Genomic DNA, 18,887 nt, shown 5'->3' with positions numbered 1-18,887 from the left:
GTAATTTCTAAAAGGAGTTTTACATGGGCATCCGCATTACGGGTACAGGTCTTTATCATCCAGAAGACGTAATTACTAACGAAGAGTTAGTTGAAGCTTTAAATGCTTATGTGGAACAGTACAACAGCGACAATGCTGAAAAAATTGAAGCCGGTGAGCTAGAAGCGCGCCGTGGTTCAAGTGCAGAATTTATCGAAAAAGCGTCTGGCGTGAAAGCACGTTATGTTGCTGAAAAAAGCGGTATTTTAGATCCAAAACGTTTACGCCCAGTGCTACATGAACGTCCAAATGATGAAATTTCGCTACAAGCGGAATGGGGTGTTGCTGCGGCTAAACAAGCGATGGAAAATGCAGGCGTGACTGCAGAAGACATCGATGTAGTGATTTTGTCTTGTTCAAATATTCAACGTGCTTATCCTGCTGTAGCGATTGAAATCCAAACTGCATTGGGTATTCAGGGCTATGCATATGACATGAACGTTGCATGTTCAGCTGCAACTTTTGGTATCAAACAAGCCTATGACGCGATCAAATCAGGTGCTCGTCGCGTGTTATTGGTGAACGTTGAGATCACGTCTGGTCATACAGATTTCCGTATGCGTGACTGTCACTTCATTTTTGGTGACGTTGCAACGGCTTCGATCATTGAAGAAACTGAAACCAAAGCTGGTTTTGAAGTGTTGGATATTGACCTGTTTACTCAGTTCTCAAACAACATTCGTAACAACTTCGGTTACTTAAATATGAGTGAAGTCGATGCTGACATCGACAACAACCGTTTCCGTCAAGACGGTCGTAAAGTATTTAAAGAAGTGTGTCCATTAGTGGCGAAAATGATCACTAAGCAATTGGATGACAATAAAATTGCGGCAACAGATGTAAAACGCTTCTGGTTACACCAAGCAAATGCCAGCATGAATGAATTGATTCTGAAACTGGTTGTAGGTAAAGAACATGCTCAGCCAGACCTTGTGCCAATCATTCTTGATGAATTTGCCAATACTTCTTCTGCAGGCGTCATTATTGCATTGCACCGTACTGCGAATGAAGTAAACCATGGCGAATACGGTGTACTTTGCTCATTTGGTGCAGGCTACTCAGTAGGTTCTATACTTGTTCAAAAACATGATGCTGCCTAAGGTCGGTACATTTGCAGGTTGAACATGATGCAAAATGGATAAAGCGTTTAAGCGCTTTATCCCGCATGTATTTCACGCCAACATTTTTAGGCGCTGAATACATCGATGCATCTAAACCTGCAATGTATGTAGGGAATCACACAATTTACGGTGTACTCGATTCACCGGTGATTATTGATTATCTCTACAATGAACATAAAGTGGCTGTGGTCAGTATTGCTGATCATAGCCATTTTTATTTGCCCGGTTGGCGTGGCATGGTCAAAAAGTTCGGTGCAGTCCAAGGTATTCAGGACTATGTCAGAACAGTGATGCAACAAGGCTATTCCATTTTAGTTTTTCCCGGCGGCGGTCGAGAGGTATTGAAGCGAAAAGGCGAAGCCTATCAACTGATCTGGAAGCAACGTTATGGCTTTTTAAAACTGGCTCAAGAATTTAATTATGACATCGTGCCTTTTGCCGCTTTAGGTGGGGATGAAGTCTTTGAACTGGGTTTCGATGCCAGTGTGATCGTTGAACATCGTTGGTTTAAACAACTATTAAAAATACAAAAACTCGATAAATTATTACGCCATGGTGATGTGATTCCGTCTTTACCCAAACGGATTATCCCCAAGCGCATTCCGTTCTATTTTCAATTTTTACCCCGTCAAAGTTTAAGTCATATTCAGAGTGTGGAGGATTTAAAGCGTTATCGAGAGGCTCTACAACAAGATATTTACACTGCGATAGAACAGCTCAAAAGAATCCGTGCAGAACAACATTCTACAGATCAATAATAGTGACTACTCTGAAACTTTATCTATTTTTTATCCGTCACAGCTCAAAATCATAGAGAATGAGTCACAACATTTGTCTTTCGGTATTTCAAACTAATGCCTTTGCATTGACCTTATGAACATCATTTTGGCCGATTAATGGCAGTAGTCGGAGTATTAAACTTTGACTATAGTGAAGGTTGAAAAATAATCAACGATCGTTAGGGCGGAAGATGGAACAGAACAGCTTGACCCCGCAGCTTGAGCATATTGCTCGGCAACTTATTCGAATATCTCCAAGTTTAAAGCAGTTGTATCAAGAGCAAATGGATCTTGCTACAGCACTCAATTCACAAAATATCTTTAAAATTGAACAAGAGCAGCACCGCATTCAACTGTGTAATGGACTGTGGACCTTACAGCTACAAAGTCGTGAATCGATTGGCTATCAGTTTCCTAGAAGTCCATTTAGACCCATCAAAATTGCTGAATTGCATACGACAGTGCCATGTATTGAAGTAGTAGAAGATTTCTTATTTCATGAATTGTATTTTTTTACTGGCGACCTAAAGCCGCAACATTCACTCTTGCTCAGAGAAAAAGCACAGCAATTTAGACAATTGATCTTACAGTCGATTTTTCAACATCTAAATGGGCCAGCGCGTGTTCAGCAGTTTTTAGCACAGATGACAGCAGTTGAAGCGCAAATTTTTGATCAGCTGATGCAAGAGCAGCAGATTTATCAGACACCGCTATTACAAACGTATATCGAATGCCAAATCTGTCTACCACATTGGTTGATGCAAAAGATTGAGCAGATGTTTGCGCTTCATTCACTTACAGAAGCTGAAATATTGCCGATACAGCTCTTGATGGATAGTTTGGACGAGATTTGTTTTGCTACAGCACAATTTTTAGATCCAACGATTTACCGGATCATGAGTTTGAGTTATGAAGATCGGTTCAATTTACAAGAATTAAATGAACATATAGAAGATATTATTTTGTTGCTCGACCATGCATATGAGCGTCCCAATTTGTTGGGTTTTATTCGTTTGATGCATCGGGATGTTTGGGCAGAGCAGGACATATTAAGCCACAGTAATTTTGTGCAAGCTACAGCAATTTGGCAAAAAAAATGTGGAAAACTCCCTTTACTCGATAACAACCGTGCAGTGCGATGGGTGTTCAAGCAGTCAGTCGAAGTGTTGGATTGGCTGAGTCGTAATTTTCAACACAGTAATGTACGAGTGGCTGTGACGGCATTAAGTTTTGTCGATACGCAGCATATTCATCCCGCATTGATTCTTACAACCTTACAACATTTTCAATTTGTTGCAGCGCGCTTATTTATTCAAAATTGTCATACGATTGCGCATGAACATGATTGGTTTAATCATGAAAAAAATCTACAGTTTGTTTTACAGCGAAAATATCAGCAGCATGATGACCATCGTGTAGTGATCAGCCCATCGATTTTGTATTTAGATGAGTGGTTGATCTTAATGCGACAGGTGTTAGGCGCAGAGGATCAGGCCATAAAAAAAGTCTATCTACCTTTGAGCCGTATTATGCAGGCCTATCTGCAACATTTAGTACGTTGTACGCAGCATTTACCGCAGGCTTTGATGGATTATATCCATCCAGAAACCCAAGAAAATCGCCAGTTTTTAAGTATGTTACGACAGCATAAAATTCAACTGCAGGATTTTCGAAATTTATTTTATTTAAAGCATGCTAATTTAAGAGTATCTGTATTTGATGCATATGTGCGTGACTATGTTAGTGCGACTTATTCTACAGGTCATACAGTCCCTAAAAATATTACCTGGAATGGGGTCTTTCATCAGGCGGTGCATTGGCATGCTAAGCAACAAAAGCAAGAAGTGTTAACTCAATTAAAGCGTAAATTTCAGACAACAGTCTGGCAGCCATTTACAACAGAAGACAAAATATATTTTCAAGAGTGGGTCTTTGAAGAATTAAAAACCATCGATCGAATTATTGATGAATCTATTCACTTTAAACATTGTTTGGCATTAAGTTATAGCGCCAGTATCATTGCAAGAGTATATGTAGCTTTTCATATGTACCATCCCATTTTGCATGTATCGATGACTTTGGGCTGTCATGTGCAAAACCACATTTTGGTTTTTGATCAACTTGAGTATTCAAATAATACCCAAGCAGAAATAGAAAAAGTAAATATCGCCAAAGAATTTTTAAATAGGTTCAATAGCTTAAAGTAAGATTGGCGAAATACGGATTTAGTAAACTGTGTTGTGCGCTTAACTTTTGAGTCAAAAATCGTTAGGCTATAGCCGTTCTTTTACGGTATAGGTCTTATGAAACAAGAAACTGCACTCAAGCTGCTCAAAGCAGGCGAAAATGTGTTTTTAACAGGTTCGGCTGGTGCAGGTAAAACTTATACTTTAAATCAGTACATCAATTATCTAAAAGCGCGCAAAGTGCCGGTGGCAATTACGGCTTCTACAGGGATTGCTGCAACCCATATGAATGGCATGACAATTCATACATGGGCAGGGATTGGGATTAAAGATGCGATTTCCGAAGATGAGTTAAAGCGCTTAAAAGAACGTAAATATTTAAAAGAGCATTTGGAAAATGCCCAAGTTTTAATCATCGATGAAATTTCGATGTTGCATGCCAAGCAATTAAACTTGGTGAATAAAGTTTTAAAATTTTTTAAAGACAGTGAAGATGCTTTTGGGGGGATTCAAGTCATTGTTGCAGGTGACTTCTTCCAGTTACCCCCTGTGGGACGCAAAGGTGAATTAAACCGTGACAAGTTTTGCTTTATGTCTGAGGCATGGGTAGAAGCGAAGTTTCGCGTGTGTTATTTGACCGAACAACATCGTCAGGGTAATGACTATCTCAATGATATTCTAAATGCGATTCGTGCTCAGCAAATTACGGGCGATCATTTGCATGCTTTAAGGCAGACAAGTTCACAAAATATAGGTGAAACCTTTACGCGCTTGTATACCCATAATATGGATGTAGATAGTATTAACTATAAACATCTAAATGAAATTGAACAGGAATCTCGCCAGTTTGATGCTCAATGCGATGGTAATGACAAACTGATTGAAACCTTAAAATCTTCAGTGCGTGCGCCGGAAACTTTGACCTTAAAGAAAAATGCCAAAGTGATGTTTGTAAAAAACAACTTTGACGTGGGCTATATCAATGGCAGCCTCGGTGAAGTGATAGGTTTTGAAGAAGATGATGAATATGGCATCTTGCCTAAAGTAAAACTCACTGATGGCACGACCTTGGTGGTAGAACCTGAAACATGGTCTGTCGATAATGATGATGGTAAAACCATTGCCAGTTTCCAACAAATTCCACTGCGTTTGGCTTGGGCGATCACCATTCACAAATCTCAAGGGATGACCCTGGCAGCGGCTGAAATTAACTTGACGCATACTTTTGAGAAAGGTCAGGGTTATGTGGCATTGTCGCGTTTAAAAACATTAGATGGTTTGCGTTTACTTGGTTTTAATGAACAAGCCTTAGAACTCGACAGTTTGGCCATTAAAGCTGATCGACGCTTTCAGGAACTCTCTGATGAAGCGGAAACCAATTTTGCAGAGGCTGATTTAACCGTACAACATAAAGCCTTTATTCGTCATTGTGGTGGAACGCTGAATGAAGTGGAAATCGAGCGCAATGAAAAGAAAATAGCCAAAACTGGTGCAAAACAAAGCTTTGCCACAGCGACTTTAGATCAAACTCGGGAGTTGTTTGAGGAAGGTTATGAAATTCAAGATATTGCAGTGGAGCGTGGCTTAACACCAGCCACCATTATTAACCATTTGGCTCGTCTGCAAAAAGAGCAAGGTTTAGATATCTCGGTGGCACATCCGGGAGAAGATGTGGTTGAGCAGGTGCGTAAAATCTATAAACGCTTGGCGAAGCGACAAGACCCAGCACATTATAATGATGACGGCACGGTTAAGTTGCGTCCAATTGTGGAGTTAACCAGTCCACGCATGGGATATGACCAAGTTCGTTTGGCTTTATTATTTGTGGAATAATGGATATATGGTGCATACGAAAAATACTGATGAATAAAGTGTGGTTAATATCGTTCAATAGATTTAACAGTAGACTGTCTAAAGGATTCGTATTTTTCCTAAGCGATGGTTTACACTGTAGCAAGTTAATTTGCTAACGATTTGAATTATGACTTTTAGTGCATGGTATTCACTGCGTAAATTTGTCTATAACAATTTACATAATGATGATTATGAAACTAAATTTAGTCATTTTCTCAACTATGCTTTGATATTGCTGATTTTAGGTAATGCTGCTGCGGTTTTACTCGAATCGGTCAATGATATTTATTTGTCTTATCAAGTTTACTTTGATTTTTTTGAAAATTTTTCAATCATTGTATTTAGTGTTGAATACGTATTGAGGCTTTGGTCGATTGCAGATAAAGACCCATTTTACTCCGCTTGGCGTAATCGTTTGAATTGGGTAAAAAGTGGTGGCGCAATTATTGATTTATTGGCAATTTTACCTGCATATCTAAATTTCTTTGTCCATTTTGATTTGCGTTTTTTACGTATTTTACGATTACTGCGTTTATTAAAATTAACTCGATATTTTGTGTCGTTGCAAATTTTGTTACGTGTCATTGAACGTGAAAAAGGTTCATTTCAAGCTGTTGTTTTTATTTTATTTATTATGATTATTATGGCCGCAGCTGGGGTGTATTTAGTTGAGAGTAAAGCACAGCCAGAGGTCTTTAGTTCTATTCCTGCGTCCATGTGGTGGGCTGTTGTTACTTTAACGACGGTCGGTTATGGCGATGTAACACCGATAACCCCTGTTGGGCGGATATTAGGTGCAATGATTACGATATTAGGGGTTGGCTTGGCAGCATTGCCAGCAGGTATTTTAGCCAATGGTTTGGCACATGAATTGGAGCAACGCAAACAACAATTAGAACTCAGTTTTCGTGAGTTGATTCAAAATCGTGAAATTGATTTTGTACTTGAGCCTGAAAAAATCGAAGAAATCCGAAAAACAGTGGGTTTAACCCGTGAGCAAACACAGGATATTATTTGGCAATTGTTACGTGAGCAAAAAGAGGAATCATTAAAGCAGGAGCGTGAGCAGTATGCATATTGCCCGCATTGTGGAAAAAAATTACCTGATTTGTAATGTGAAAAAAACACATTAGCTAAAGATGATTCAGTAAAACTTGATGAAGTATATTCATGTTAATAAAAAATAGTTAAATAAAATTTATGATGAATATGATTCATAAATATCATGATATGATAAATATAATTTAAAAATACTGATTTTCAGCTCATTCAGTATGTCGTTTGTGGAACTCATTATGTTGGAATTACGCCATCTCAAAACATTATTGGCACTCAGAGAACACGGTTCTTTGGTCGCTGCATCTAATGATCTGTGTTTAACGCCTTCTGCACTTTCACACCAGTTGAAAGAGCTAGATCATTGGTATGGGGTAGAGGTGGTGAACCGACGCACACGTCCTGTTACTTTTTCGAATGTTGGGCAACGTTTACTACGCCTTGCCGATGACATTTTGCCGCAAGTTCAAATTGCGCAATCGGACATTACACGTATTGTGCATGGTCAAACCGGCCGAATTATTTTTTCTTCAGAATGTCATAGTTGCTTTGATTGGCTCATGCCGTTATTGAATGTCTACCGTCAGCAATACCCCGATGTAGATTTGGACTTTGCCTCTGGCTTTGAAGCCAATCCGCATGAACTATTACAAACGGGCGAGTTTGATCTTCTGATTACGGCAGATCCGATCAATTTAAAAGGTGTGGAATATTTCCCTATCTTTGAATATGAGTCTCGTTTGGTATTGTCAAATACACATCCATTGGTTCGTGCGACAAATGTGACTGTTCAAGAATTAGCAGAAGAAACGCTGATTACCTATCCGGTCGATAAACATCGTTTAGATATCATGGCAAAATTATTTTTACCGGCCAATATTCAGCCTAAACACGTTCGTACTACAGATTTGACCCAGATGCTGATTCAGTTGGTTGCAAGTGGTCGTGGTATCGCGGCATTACCTGATTGGGTGGTAAATGAATATGAGCAAAAAGGTTGGGTGACCTCTCGGCGCTTAGATTGTGTTTCACCTGAAGGTTTAAGACGGACTTTGTATGCGGGTTATCGTACCGAAGAGGCTGAAAAAAGCTATTTTGAAGGCTTCCTAAAACAGTTGGCGAAATTCTCACAAAAACGCAATCAATATTATTCCAACTAAGGGGGATCTATGACTCAGAGTCTTTTTGTATACGGGACATTACGTCTAGGTCAGCCCAATGCTGATGTAATGGAGCGCATAGGTGGCGTGTGGAAGAAAGGTGTGGTTTGGGGTGAATTAGAACATAAAGGCTGGGGTGCGGTTATGGGCAGTCCGGGCGTTCGTTTATCGAAGGCAGGTCAAGCCATTGAAGGCTATGTTTTTATCTCTGAAAACTTAGCAGCACATTGGGCGGCTTTAGATGAATTTGAAGGTGCTGAATATCAACGTGTGGCTGTAGATGTGCAATTGGAAGGCGGAGAATGGATGCAGAGTGAAATTTATGCATTGAAATAATATCCAGGGGGAGAGTCGTAAAATACGTGGGCCATCCATACATCATGACTTTCCCCAACCTTCGATATGTGTATCGATGATTCTGCTTGCTCTGTTGTTTCCTTGAGTGCAATTTTTTAAAGAGCCGTATCTAAAAGAGTTGTATCTAAAGTGCTTGAATGCACAGAAATCACTTTAAGATCGCTATACAAGTGGATGAATAATTTTTAGAATTGAGCTGTATCTCACATTGAACCCTGTTTGAACTCAATCATGCCCAATTCTATAGAACCCTCACCAACTCAACTCATGTCTGTGATTCAAACTCAGACAGCTATTGCCAAACTGGGTTTAGATCTAAATGCAGTGATGACCGTAGTGGCAGAACAGGCGCAGCAGATTACACATGCTAAAGGTGCAGTTGTAGAGTTGGCTGAAGATGGTGATATGGTCTATCGTGCAGTGTCTGGTGGGGCGAGTCATTTACTGGGTTTAAGACTTCATATTGAAAATAGTTTATCGGGTCTATGTATAGCGCAAAAACAAACACTGTATTGCCAAGATTCGGAAACAGATGCACGGGTAGATCGCGTGGCATGTCAACGTGTTGGATTGCGTTCGATGGCAGTAGTGCCATTGATTCATTGTGATGAAGGTGTCGGTGTTTTAAAGATTTACTCTGACCAAGTCGATGCCTTTCAGGAAGCCGATTTACATATATTGAGTTTGATGTCTGAGTTGATCGCTGCGGCGATGTACCATGCAACACGTTTCGGTGCGACAGAGTTATATAAATTGGCGACTCAAGATAGCTTAACAGGTTTAGCTAATCGGGCTTTGTTTGTCGACTTTTTACGCCAAGGTATAGAAAAAGCACGTGCGCAGAAAAAAGTGCTAGGTATCTTGATGATTGATATGGATGGTCTGAAGCCGATTAATGATCAGTTTGGACATCGCATTGGGGATGCTGCACTGAAAGAAATTGCACAGCGCATTTTGCGTGAAACACGTCAAGATGACTTGGTTGCACGCTTGGGTGGTGATGAATTTGCTGTGATTTTAACCAATATTGCCAACTTAGAGCGTGCGCAAACGGCGATGAATCGAATCGCAGAAAGTTGCGGACTACCGTTTGCATTTGAGCAAATGAGTTTGAAAATTGGTGCCAGTATTGGCATGGCTTTATTTCCAGAAGATGCCGAATCCATCGATCAATTGGTCGAAATGGCAGATTTGAAAATGTACGCCAATAAGCGTGAACGGAAACAAGTAAATATTGAATAACTCACTGCTTAAATAATTCACTAATTGTTATGCAGGTGAATTCCTTCACTACCGCCAAATTATTGAAAGTATCAGAAAAAACATTTTTGATGGGAATACGTGTTGTCTCAAATAATTGCAGATGACATGACTAAGTATCGTTGTTTAATTTAAATCAAAGTGCGCTTAGCATGTGACGGTGCAAGATGATTAAATAATTGAAAAATCATCTAAGGTCATTTGTTTTTTGACTCAAAATAATATTTTGAATTGTTAAGCTGTGCACTATTGCATGGCGAAAAGAGCATGACAATTCAATGAAAGGGATGTCAAAAGATTTATTCATTATTGCGGCAGGTTTTGTTGCTGCAATGCATATCGGGAAACTACCGCCCGCAATACCTGTATTACAACAGCAACTCGGCATTAGCTTTATTCAGTCTGGTTTATTGCTCTCACTAGTACAGGGTGCAGGAATGTGCTTTGCATTGTTGATTGGTAGTTATATCCAAAAAATTGGATTTAAACTGTGTATCTTATTGGGCTTAAGTCTATTGACGATAGCAAGTGCATGGGGGAGCTTTGCACAAAGCTTTGATGTCTTGTTGCTACTGCGTGTCATAGAAGGATTTGGCTTCTTATTGGTGACACTCACAGGGCCTGCATTTATCCGTCAGCTTGTACCGCTACAGCACATCAGCGCAAAGATGGGACTGTGGAGTGCTTATATGGGCGGAGGTATGGGCATAGCCTTATTGGTTGCGCCATTTCTAATTGCTCAATATGGTTGGAGTGTGGTTTGGCTCAGTTTCGCTATGATTACTGCAGCATTACTACTCTGTATCGCTATGTTTATTCCTCAGCCTAATGTGGCGCTGAATACAACACCTATTATTGGTCTCATTCGGGATACTCTGAAACATCCAGCAGCATGGCTTTTGGCGCTCATTTTTGGGACATATGCAGGGCAGTGGTTTGCATTGGTGGGTTTCTTACCGATGATTTATGCACAAAACCAAATTTCAGCTGAATTGGCAGGCGCTTTAACAGCCAGTGTTGCCGTTGCGAATGCAGTGGGCACATGGGGGTGTGGACTGCTATTACAGCGTGGTTTTCAAGCTAAAACTTTAGTCCAACTGGGTTTTGCCGTCTTGATCATTTGCTCCTTAGGATTTTATCTCTTTAAAGACGCGTTACCGTTTTTATTGCAATATTTAACAGTGTTCAGTTTTTCGCTATTTGGTGGCTTAGTTGCTGCGACGGTCTTTGCGCAAGCACTGCATTTTGCACCTTATCCTGCGGCAATTAGTACGACGATCGGCATGATTTTACAATGTTCTGCCATTTCACAATTTGTTCTGCCTCCCGTGATTGCCACCGTAGTTTCACAGACTGGAGCGTGGTTTTGGGCGGGTATCTTGATGTCAGCGTTGTCATTCGTTGGAATCATGCTTAGTCGACGTTTATTTCAAATGCAGCATGGCTCAAATTAACATTTTGTTAAACCGCTATGTCAGCAACGGCCTTATTGCTTAATCCCAATCAGTAAAGACAAGATGCCTGCTGCAATGAGTGGGCCGACAGGTACACCGCGCAGCATCGCAACACCTGCGACTGTCCCAATCAACAGTCCAGCAACCACATCTGGCTGATTGGACATCAGTTTGACACCGCGACCGCCTAACCATGCGACAAAGACGCCAATGGCGATTGCGACGAGGGATTTCCAACTTAAAAAGGATTTTAAAATTGAATCGCCGGGTATTTTCCCGCTAGCGATCGGTGTGAGTACGCCAATGGTTAAAATAATAATGCCAATGTTTAAGCCATATTGTTGCAGATAGGGGAAAAATTCACTTAAAGGCGTGATGCGGAAAATAATCAAGACACCTGCTGCTATGGTGATCGCTGTATTGTGGCTAAAGATGCCACAAGCCAATAACACCAATAACACGATCAGATTTAAATCCAACTGAGACATAGGATATTCGTGAGAAACTTCAATAAATAATCAATAGTGTAGCGCAGAAACATTAAAAACTGGCGTTCAAGATCATTTCCGCTATTTTTCCTGCAAGTTGAGTCACTGTTCAGTATAAAATAGCAATATATGGTGTTTATTAGGTTGTTCTATGTTTTTGGAAAAAATGCTGCAATCACAAGGTTTTGGTTCGCGTAAATATTGCCAACAGTTGATTAAAAATGGTACGGTCGAAATACACGGTGAGATTGTAGATAATCCAAAGCAAAAACTGGACTTAAATGATTTAACTTACAGTGTGCATGGTCAGGACTATACCTATCGTGAGCATATATATATTGCGTTAAATAAACCTCAAGGTTATGAATGTTCGCATCAGGCAACCCATCATTTTAGTGTTTTTGAATTATTTGATGATGTGCTGTTAAATCGTGGTTTGCAATGCGTAGGGCGGCTGGATCAAGACACCACTGGACTGTTGCTGCTTACGGATGATGGTCAATATCTGCAAGCACTGACACACCCTAAAAAGCATGTTGCCAAAGTGTATTCGATGCATACCGCAGATCCTGTGACGCCTGAGCAAATGCAACAATTGCAACAAGGCGTGGAGCTGCGAAACGAAAAAGGCATTTTCGCTGCAACCAATGTACAGCTATTGGCTTCACATCAATTGCAAATGACTGTCCATCAAGGGGTATATCATCAAGTGAAGCGGATGTTGGCGGCTGTCGGCAATAAAGTTGAAACATTACATCGTGCTCAAATAGGACAATTAAAGCTTGAAGATATTGCTGAGGGTGAATGGATCTATTTGAATGCAGCGCAAATTGAACAATCGAAATTTCGTGAAAATCTAAATTCACAGTAATAGGTACAGGGCTTTGATACGTCATCATTTGAAGGATGAATGTGCGGTATTAAAGCCCTTTAATATGTCTGCTATCTACTGATCGAAAGATTCGTTTTTCAACATGCTTTGTTGATGTATTTTAATGCTGAGCAATGCATTAGCGAATAAAGTAATGATAAGTTTGAAATTCATCGTCTTTAATGAAGCCCATCGATTCATAGAGCTGATGCGAGTGATAGTTATTTTTTTGAGTTTCGAGGCTGATTCGAAGCGCACCTTCATGTTGTGCAAAGAGAACAGCGGTATCGATCAATTGTTTGGCTGAACCCTGACGACGATATACAGGGCTGACATAGACATCATCTAAAATATAGTAGGTTGAACAAGCCACAGATGAAAAGCCCAAATATAGTAAGATAAACCCAGTAATCACATCATCTTTTAAGCAAATAAAAATTACGCTTTCATTATTTTCAAAACGTTGTCTTAGAAATTTATATGAAATATCAAGATTAGAAGAGGTGCCATAAAATTGGCGATATTCATCAAATAAAACAGCAAGTGGATGAAGGTCTGCTTCTGTTGCGCGTCGAACGATCATTTTTTTCTATACTCCCTGCTATTTTTATCAGTCTTGCATGAAGCATATCGAATTTTCGAAATTGGTTGATTTATAAATTGTTTATAAATGCGACAGTGTTAAGTTTTGTCACCTTCACCCAAAATTGCATTGAGCTCTTCAAACAAGTCGAGATGATCATCATCTAATAATGGATCATTATTTAAAATTTCTAATTCCGCAGGGCTAATTTCAGTGGTTGAAATGGCTTGAGCTTCTTGTTGTTTTAATTTACGTAACTTAATCAATTGTTCAATATTGATATTTTGGTTTTCAATAGAGAAGGGGATCGATTTGGTTAAAACAACTTGTTTAAAGAATAGACGTACAGCCTGTGCAGGTGTAATGCCTAATTGCTTAAACACGGCAAAGGCCTGTTTCTTTTCCTGTGAATCGAGGCGGATTTGGTAGACTTCAGTTTTTCTCATATTCTTAGAAAGCTTTAAAATACTTAACTTTTCGCATTTATTCTAATCAAAACTGTTATAAATTCAAGAAAGTTTGGCAGTATTTTATCAATTTAATGTAATGACAATAGATTTACAGTGTCAATTCATAGGCAGAACTGAATTGAAAAGCCTGCTCTGTCACAGGATCGATAAACTCAAGATGTTTCGCAAGTAGTTGTAAAGGTTGGCTGAAATCATCCTCTGCCTTATGTTGCACTACAGGATAAAAGGGGTCGTTTTGAATTGGAATGCCCAAAGCATTTAAATGCACACGGAGTTGGTGCTGCTTGCCGGTATGTGGCTTTAATTCATACTTGGCATGGTTTCCATGCTGCTGGATCAGCTGAATGAAGGTTTCGCTGTTAGGTTCACCATCTACTATTTGCATTGTATAAAAAGGTTGACCTTTTTCCATGCGATAGCGAGTTGTCATTGGGAAATTTAATTCATCTCGATAAGCTGCAATGGCATGATAGGTTTTTTGAACTTGCCGCTTGGCAAACATCTGTTGATATAGCCCACGGCTTTCGACACATTTGGAAAACAGCACCACGCCGGCAGTTTCACGGTCTAAACGATGAATCGGCGTTAGCTGTTCAAGCTGCGTTTGCTTTTTGAGTCGAACCAATAAGGTTTCTTGTACATACTGACCGGTTGGACTCATGGTGAGAAAATGTGGTTTATCGGCCACAATGAAATGATCATTTTCAAATAAAATCTGATGTTCAAAAGGAACATGGATTTCATGCGCTAAGAATCGATAATAATAAACATGACGATTGGCTTCAAAAGGACTGTCTAGTGTTAAAACGTCACCATTTGCGGCATAGACCAATCCATCTTTAAATCGTTGTTGCCACTCTGCTGCTAGGATATGAGGAAATTGCTCACACAAATATCCATAGACGGTAGAGGCATGTGTGTGTTGACCGTCAAGGAAGACTTTGCTGGCACTGACACCATTGATCATCGGGGGGGTAAATTCAAAACTGTGCATGAAGAAAGATCTAAAAACTGAGCAAATAAAGCAGAGAACACATCATGAAAAATGCTCAATCTGTAGTGTGAACATATCCATTTTAGCCAGTGCGATGCTATCATATTTAATTCTTATGTACATGTTGTGAGTAATATGCAGTATTCATTCAGTCTGGAACTTAATAGTGAAGTCGATACCCAAAACTTAGCTACCGTACTGGCGACGCATTTTACGACGGGTGTAGCGTATTTAATTGGTGACTTGGGTGCAGGAAAAACCACGTTAACCCGTTATTTTTTACAACACTTGGGTCATCAAGGTGCGGTAAAAAGTCCGACCTATACATTGGTTGAACCTTACAATATTCAAGGACAAGATATTTTTCATTTTGACTTATATCGTCTCAACGACCCCTATGAGCTTGAACTCATGGGCATCCGTGATTATTTAGAAACGCCGAATGCCCTATTTTTATTTGAATGGCCATCAAAAGGGGGCGACGAAATCCCTGCGGCTGATTTAATTATTAATATTGAAAAGTCTGCGGATGAAACCACCCGTACAGCGACTTTAAGCTCTACTTCAGAAACTTTGCAAAACGCTTTGGAGCAAAAATTTAACCATGCTGAATGAAATCAGTGCCCGCCGCATTCGAACGCTTGATCCTGCCTTAGCCAACCAAATTGCCGCAGGGGAAGTGATTGAACGTCCTGCTTCTGTGGTCAAAGAATTACTGGAAAATGCCATTGATGCAGGGGCGACTGAGCTGATTGTTCGTATTGAACAAGGCGGCAGTACACTGATTGAAATTATAGACAATGGTCGGGGCATCCACCCTGAAGATTTACCTTTGGCGGTCATGCGCCATGCCACAAGTAAAATCCAAACTGCTGAAGATTTACATGCCATTGTCAGTTTGGGCTTTCGTGGGGAAGCCTTGGCTTCGATCGCTGCGGTGTCTCGTTTGACACTGACCAGTAGCCAAAATGATGACGGTGTAGGCTATCAGGTCGAAGTAAATGGCACCGCATTTGATTCGCAAGAAATTCAGCCTGTGGCAGCGACGCAAGGCACAACCATCCGTGTGCAAGATTTATTTTTTAATGTACCTGCACGGCGTAAGTTCCTCAAAAAACCGGGGACTGAGTTTGGACATATCGAAGAAATTGTCCGTCGTTTAGCACTGACCCATTTTGATATACGTTTTGTCCTTGAGCATAACAATAGCATTAAGCTGAACTTGCCTATTGCAGATAGTGGTGCGCTGCGTTTTCAGCGGGTGCAACAATTATTAGGCCGTCAATTTACTGAAAATGCGTACTGGATGGATGCTGATAGCGTCAATATGCGTCTCAGTGGGTGGTTAGGTCATCCTTCAGATGCACGTGCGCAAGCCGATATGCAATATGTCTATGTGAATGGACGTATCGTAAAAGACAAGACAGTTTCACATGCACTTCGCATGGCCTATGACGGTATTTTGCATGGACATCAACATGCGGCTTATTTGTTATTTATGGAAGTTGATCCAGAAAATATCGATGTGAATGTGCATCCAACCAAGCATGAAATACGTTTTCTAAATCAACGTGAAGTACATGAATTTGTCCGACATTTTGCCAAATCGACTTTAGCGCAATTTCAAACCGCGACCGCCGAATTGTCTTCTGCAATGAAACTCGACGGGCAGGCACATGAAAATATTATTCCGCAGCCGCGTCATCAGGAACAATTTTCATTACATCAACCCCAGCCAGTTGCAGAGCAAGGCACAAATTTTGTCAGTCCAGAGATCGCAGGTGGACTCACTGACTTTAGTTCGCCAGCAAAGGTGCAATATGCTTCAAATCAAGCGTCAACAGGGCTGGAAGCGTATACACAGCAATATTCAAATGCGTCGAATAATAGCGCTGGATATCAGTCAAATTTAGCGGGTTCCAGACAGCTCAACAATGCATTGCAAAGTTATTTAGCGCCTCTACGTCAAACTGAGTCTTCAAATGATCCTAATATCGCTTTAGCTGAGCATATTCAGCAGAAAGTCGATGAGCATCCTTTGGGGATTGCCATTGCGCAATTGCATGGCATTTATATTTTGGCGCAGAACACAGAAGGTTTAATCATTGTTGATATGCATGCGGCACATGAACGCATCGTTTTACAACAAATGAAAGCGGCTTGGGATAAACCTGAGTTTTGGACATCACAGCAATTGCTGATTCCTAAAGTCGTCAATATCAGTCGGATGCAAGCCATGCGCGTCGATGAGCTCAAAGAACAATTGGCACGATTAGGTTTGGAAATAGACCAATATGGCGATGAGCAAGTTATTGTCCGAGGTGTTCCTGCCATTTTGCATAAAGCAGACTTTGATGCGCTGATTCCAGATTTATTAAATGATTTAGACCCAAGTGATCAGGTTGCAGGGTTACTACAAAAGCGCGATCAAATATTGGCAGGCATGGCCTGTCACGGCGCTGTACGCGCACACCGTATTTTAAGTCTATCTGAAATGAATGCATTACTGCGTCAGATGGAACAAACTGAATTTGCCAGCCAATGTAACCATGGACGTCCGACGTGGCGTGCGTTTCCATTGGCACAGCTAGATAAACTTTTTGCTCGGGGAGAGTAGTTTTACATGTCAAATCAATTGCCGGTCATCAACTTAATGGGACCAACTGCAAGCGGTAAAACCGCCTTGGCATGTGAATTATACGAGCAAGGTGGATTCGAATTAATTTCTGTCGATTCTGCTTTGGTTTTTCAGGATATGGATATTGGTACGGCCAAGCCGAGTAAAGCTGAGTTGGAGAAATATCCACATCATTTGATTGATATTATCAGTCCGCTAGAAGTGTATTCGGCAGCGAACTTTGTGGAAGATGCGTGTGTACTGATTGATGATATGCATGCACGAGGTAAAACACCGATTTTAGTCGGTGGTACAATGTTGTATTACAAGGCTTTATTGGAAGGGTTGTCTTCAAATTTACCAAGTGCAGACTATGCTGTACGTGCTGAAATTGAAGCCAAAGCTGAGTCGCAAGGTTGGGATGCTGTATATGCAGAACTGTGCAATGTAGACCCATTGGCAGGTGAAAAATTTAAACCGAGTGATAAGCAACGAATTATCCGTGCGCTAGAAGTTTTTAAGTTAACCGGTAAACCCATTACTCAGTTACAAGCTGAGCAACCTAAAAACGTACCATACCGATACAATTTTCATAATTACGCATTATTGCCAGACCGATTAGAATTACATGAGCGTATAGCTCAACGTCTAAAAACAATGTGGGAAATTGGATTTTTAAATGAAGTGAAAGCTCTCATTGAAAAATACGATTTAGATGAAAATTTACCCTCTATGCGCTCAGTTGGATATCGTCAAGCTTTAGATTTTTTGAAAAATAGTGATCAAAGTAGCGAAAAACAGCGTGAAATGGAGGATAAGGCACTTTTTGCAACACGACAACTTGCAAAACGTCAATATACTTGGTTAAGATCTTTGCAAGAAACGCATAAATTTACTACATATTTAACTGCGCAGCAGGCTCAAGAAGACTTGCGAAAGTGCTACGGATAAAGCAAAATTTACAGACTACCTTTTTGATAATTTTTAATTGAAAAGTAAAGGTAGCTTTTGCGCTGATTTTTATTATTTTTTGGAGTTATAACATGTCTAAAGGTCAAACTTTACAAGATCCGTTCTTAAATTCTCTCCGTAAAGAACGTATTCCTGTGTCGATCTTCCTTGTCAACGGTATTAAATTACAAGGTCATATTGAATCTTTCGACCAATACGTTGTTTTATTAAAAAATACTGTAAGCCAAATGGTTTACAAACACGCTATTTCAACTGTTGTTCCAGCACGTAACCCACGTCCTGCTGGTGCTCCTGCTGGTGCTCAAGGCGCTGCCGGCTTCGGTGGTCAACAAGGCGGCTTCGGCGGCGGTCAACAAGGTGGCTTCGGTGGTCAAGGTGGCTTTGGTGGTCAAGGTGGCTTCGGTGGTCAAAGTGGCTTTGGTGGTCAAGGTGGCTTCGGTGGTCAAGGTGGCTTCGGTGGTCAAGGTGGCTTTGGTGGTCAAGGTGGCTTCGGTGGTCAAAGTGGTTTCGGCGGTCAAAATGCTGGTTTTGATGGCGAAACTAAATTTGAAGATGCTCAAGACGACGAAAACAACAATCGTTAATTGAGTTAAAAAAACCTCCCAAATGGGAGGTTTTTTTTGCCT

General features: G+C 40.5%; 18 protein-coding genes. 14 read left to right on the top strand and 4 right to left on the bottom strand.

The window, feature by feature from the left end:
• Positions 1–23: 23 nt before the first annotated feature.
• From MST16_RS10395 to MST16_RS10355, 9 genes are all read left to right on the top strand, one after another.
• Positions 24–1,139 (top strand): beta-ketoacyl-ACP synthase III, encoded by a 1,116-nt coding sequence (locus tag MST16_RS10395; protein ID WP_180010287.1) that lies wholly within the window; start codon positions 24–26, stop codon positions 1,137–1,139.
• Between the two features lie 11 nt (positions 1,140–1,150).
• A complete protein-coding gene (locus MST16_RS10390; protein ID WP_180010288.1) occupies positions 1,151–1,918 on the top strand; it encodes a 1-acyl-sn-glycerol-3-phosphate acyltransferase in 768 nt (255 codons plus the stop codon).
• Between the two features lie 212 nt (positions 1,919–2,130).
• The gene (locus MST16_RS10385; protein WP_180010289.1) at positions 2,131–4,146 is read left to right on the top strand and encodes a hypothetical protein; all 2,016 of its coding nucleotides are present in this window, start codon (positions 2,131–2,133) and stop codon (positions 4,144–4,146) included.
• Positions 4,147–4,242: 96 nt separating this feature from the next.
• The gene (locus MST16_RS10380) at positions 4,243–5,958 is read left to right on the top strand and encodes an AAA family ATPase (RefSeq protein WP_180003112.1); all 1,716 of its coding nucleotides are present in this window, start codon (positions 4,243–4,245) and stop codon (positions 5,956–5,958) included.
• Between the two features lie 148 nt (positions 5,959–6,106).
• A complete protein-coding gene (locus tag MST16_RS10375; protein WP_180007353.1) occupies positions 6,107–7,093 on the top strand; it encodes an ion transporter in 987 nt (328 codons plus the stop codon).
• A gap of 181 nt (positions 7,094–7,274) precedes the next feature.
• Positions 7,275–8,195, top strand: coding sequence for a LysR family transcriptional regulator (locus MST16_RS10370; RefSeq protein ID WP_078189020.1), 921 nt, complete (start codon positions 7,275–7,277; stop codon positions 8,193–8,195).
• A gap of 9 nt (positions 8,196–8,204) precedes the next feature.
• Entirely contained in the window at positions 8,205–8,531 is a 327-nt protein-coding gene (locus MST16_RS10365; RefSeq protein WP_180010290.1) for a gamma-glutamylcyclotransferase, read from the top strand.
• Positions 8,532–8,783: 252 nt separating this feature from the next.
• Positions 8,784–9,794 carry a sensor domain-containing diguanylate cyclase gene (locus MST16_RS10360; protein ID WP_180003108.1) on the top strand — a complete coding sequence of 337 codons (1,011 nt, stop codon included), beginning with the start codon at positions 8,784–8,786 and terminating at the stop codon, positions 9,792–9,794.
• Between the two features lie 305 nt (positions 9,795–10,099).
• A complete protein-coding gene (locus tag MST16_RS10355) occupies positions 10,100–11,266 on the top strand; it encodes a CynX/NimT family MFS transporter (RefSeq protein WP_257222648.1) in 1,167 nt (388 codons plus the stop codon).
• A gap of 32 nt (positions 11,267–11,298) precedes the next feature.
• On the opposite strand, the gene MST16_RS10350 is transcribed toward MST16_RS10355, so the two are convergent.
• Positions 11,299–11,754, bottom strand: coding sequence for a DUF441 domain-containing protein (locus tag MST16_RS10350; protein WP_180010292.1), 456 nt, complete (start codon positions 11,752–11,754; stop codon positions 11,299–11,301).
• Positions 11,755–11,905: 151 nt separating this feature from the next.
• Here MST16_RS10350 and MST16_RS10345 point away from each other — a divergent pair, with 151 nt between their 5' ends.
• Positions 11,906–12,625, top strand: coding sequence for a pseudouridine synthase (locus MST16_RS10345; protein ID WP_180010293.1), 720 nt, complete (start codon positions 11,906–11,908; stop codon positions 12,623–12,625).
• Positions 12,626–12,764: 139 nt separating this feature from the next.
• Here the strand turns inward: MST16_RS10345 and MST16_RS10340 are convergent, their stop codons facing one another.
• The 3 genes from MST16_RS10340 to MST16_RS10330 form a co-directional block, all read right to left on the bottom strand.
• Positions 12,765–13,208 carry a GNAT family N-acetyltransferase gene (locus MST16_RS10340; protein ID WP_168378877.1) on the bottom strand — a complete coding sequence of 148 codons (444 nt, stop codon included), beginning with the start codon at positions 13,206–13,208 and terminating at the stop codon, positions 12,765–12,767.
• Positions 13,209–13,306: 98 nt separating this feature from the next.
• Positions 13,307–13,654, bottom strand: a complete 348-nt coding sequence (locus MST16_RS10335) for a type II toxin-antitoxin system RelB/DinJ family antitoxin (protein WP_078189014.1) — start codon at positions 13,652–13,654, stop codon at positions 13,307–13,309.
• A gap of 112 nt (positions 13,655–13,766) precedes the next feature.
• A complete protein-coding gene (locus MST16_RS10330; RefSeq protein ID WP_180054598.1) occupies positions 13,767–14,672 on the bottom strand; it encodes a pseudouridine synthase in 906 nt (301 codons plus the stop codon).
• A gap of 135 nt (positions 14,673–14,807) precedes the next feature.
• Here MST16_RS10330 and tsaE point away from each other — a divergent pair, with 135 nt between their 5' ends.
• The 4 genes from tsaE to hfq all read left to right on the top strand — a co-directional run bounded on the left by tsaE (position 14,808) and on the right by hfq (position 18,845).
• Positions 14,808–15,287 (top strand): tRNA (adenosine(37)-N6)-threonylcarbamoyltransferase complex ATPase subunit type 1 TsaE, encoded by a 480-nt coding sequence (tsaE, locus tag MST16_RS10325; protein WP_180010295.1) that lies wholly within the window; start codon positions 14,808–14,810, stop codon positions 15,285–15,287.
• On the top strand, positions 15,277–17,289 hold the full coding sequence (mutL, locus tag MST16_RS10320; RefSeq protein ID WP_180010296.1) for a DNA mismatch repair endonuclease MutL: 2,013 nt from the start codon (positions 15,277–15,279) through the stop codon (positions 17,287–17,289). The genes tsaE and mutL overlap by 11 nt, the downstream gene beginning before the upstream one ends.
• A gap of 6 nt (positions 17,290–17,295) precedes the next feature.
• Positions 17,296–18,240, top strand: coding sequence for a tRNA (adenosine(37)-N6)-dimethylallyltransferase MiaA (miaA, locus tag MST16_RS10315; protein WP_180010297.1), 945 nt, complete (start codon positions 17,296–17,298; stop codon positions 18,238–18,240).
• 92 nt (positions 18,241–18,332) lie between these two features.
• Positions 18,333–18,845 (top strand): RNA chaperone Hfq, encoded by a 513-nt coding sequence (gene hfq, locus MST16_RS10310; protein ID WP_180007345.1) that lies wholly within the window; start codon positions 18,333–18,335, stop codon positions 18,843–18,845.
• Positions 18,846–18,887: the final 42 nt, after the last annotated feature.

Origin of the sequence: Acinetobacter sp. YH16040_T, assembly GCF_024605785.1 — a bacterium.
Lineage (GTDB): Bacteria > Pseudomonadota > Gammaproteobacteria > Pseudomonadales > Moraxellaceae > Acinetobacter > Acinetobacter amyesii.
This window is presented reverse-complemented; position numbering and strand designations above follow the sequence as displayed.

Coding starts and splice junctions, on each gene's coding strand:
- MST16_RS10330 (WP_180054598.1), bottom strand. CDS start 14,672: ATGCACAGTTTTGAATTTACCCCCCCGATGATCAATGGTGTCAGTGCC.
- MST16_RS10340 (WP_168378877.1), bottom strand. CDS start 13,208: ATGATCGTTCGACGCGCAACAGAAGCAGACCTTCATCCACTTGCTGTT.
- MST16_RS10350 (WP_180010292.1), bottom strand. CDS start 11,754: ATGTCTCAGTTGGATTTAAATCTGATCGTGTTATTGGTGTTATTGGCT.
- MST16_RS10360 (WP_180003108.1), top strand. CDS start 8,784: ATGCCCAATTCTATAGAACCCTCACCAACTCAACTCATGTCTGTGATT.
- MST16_RS10355 (WP_257222648.1), top strand. CDS start 10,100: ATGTCAAAAGATTTATTCATTATTGCGGCAGGTTTTGTTGCTGCAATG.
- MST16_RS10380 (WP_180003112.1), top strand. CDS start 4,243: ATGAAACAAGAAACTGCACTCAAGCTGCTCAAAGCAGGCGAAAATGTG.
- MST16_RS10385 (WP_180010289.1), top strand. CDS start 2,131: ATGGAACAGAACAGCTTGACCCCGCAGCTTGAGCATATTGCTCGGCAA.
- MST16_RS10365 (WP_180010290.1), top strand. CDS start 8,205: ATGACTCAGAGTCTTTTTGTATACGGGACATTACGTCTAGGTCAGCCC.
- tsaE (WP_180010295.1), top strand. CDS start 14,808: ATGCAGTATTCATTCAGTCTGGAACTTAATAGTGAAGTCGATACCCAA.
- miaA (WP_180010297.1), top strand. CDS start 17,296: ATGTCAAATCAATTGCCGGTCATCAACTTAATGGGACCAACTGCAAGC.
- MST16_RS10345 (WP_180010293.1), top strand. CDS start 11,906: ATGTTTTTGGAAAAAATGCTGCAATCACAAGGTTTTGGTTCGCGTAAA.
- hfq (WP_180007345.1), top strand. CDS start 18,333: ATGTCTAAAGGTCAAACTTTACAAGATCCGTTCTTAAATTCTCTCCGT.
- MST16_RS10395 (WP_180010287.1), top strand. CDS start 24: ATGGGCATCCGCATTACGGGTACAGGTCTTTATCATCCAGAAGACGTA.
- MST16_RS10375 (WP_180007353.1), top strand. CDS start 6,107: ATGACTTTTAGTGCATGGTATTCACTGCGTAAATTTGTCTATAACAAT.
- mutL (WP_180010296.1), top strand. CDS start 15,277: ATGCTGAATGAAATCAGTGCCCGCCGCATTCGAACGCTTGATCCTGCC.
- MST16_RS10370 (WP_078189020.1), top strand. CDS start 7,275: ATGTTGGAATTACGCCATCTCAAAACATTATTGGCACTCAGAGAACAC.
- MST16_RS10335 (WP_078189014.1), bottom strand. CDS start 13,654: ATGAGAAAAACTGAAGTCTACCAAATCCGCCTCGATTCACAGGAAAAG.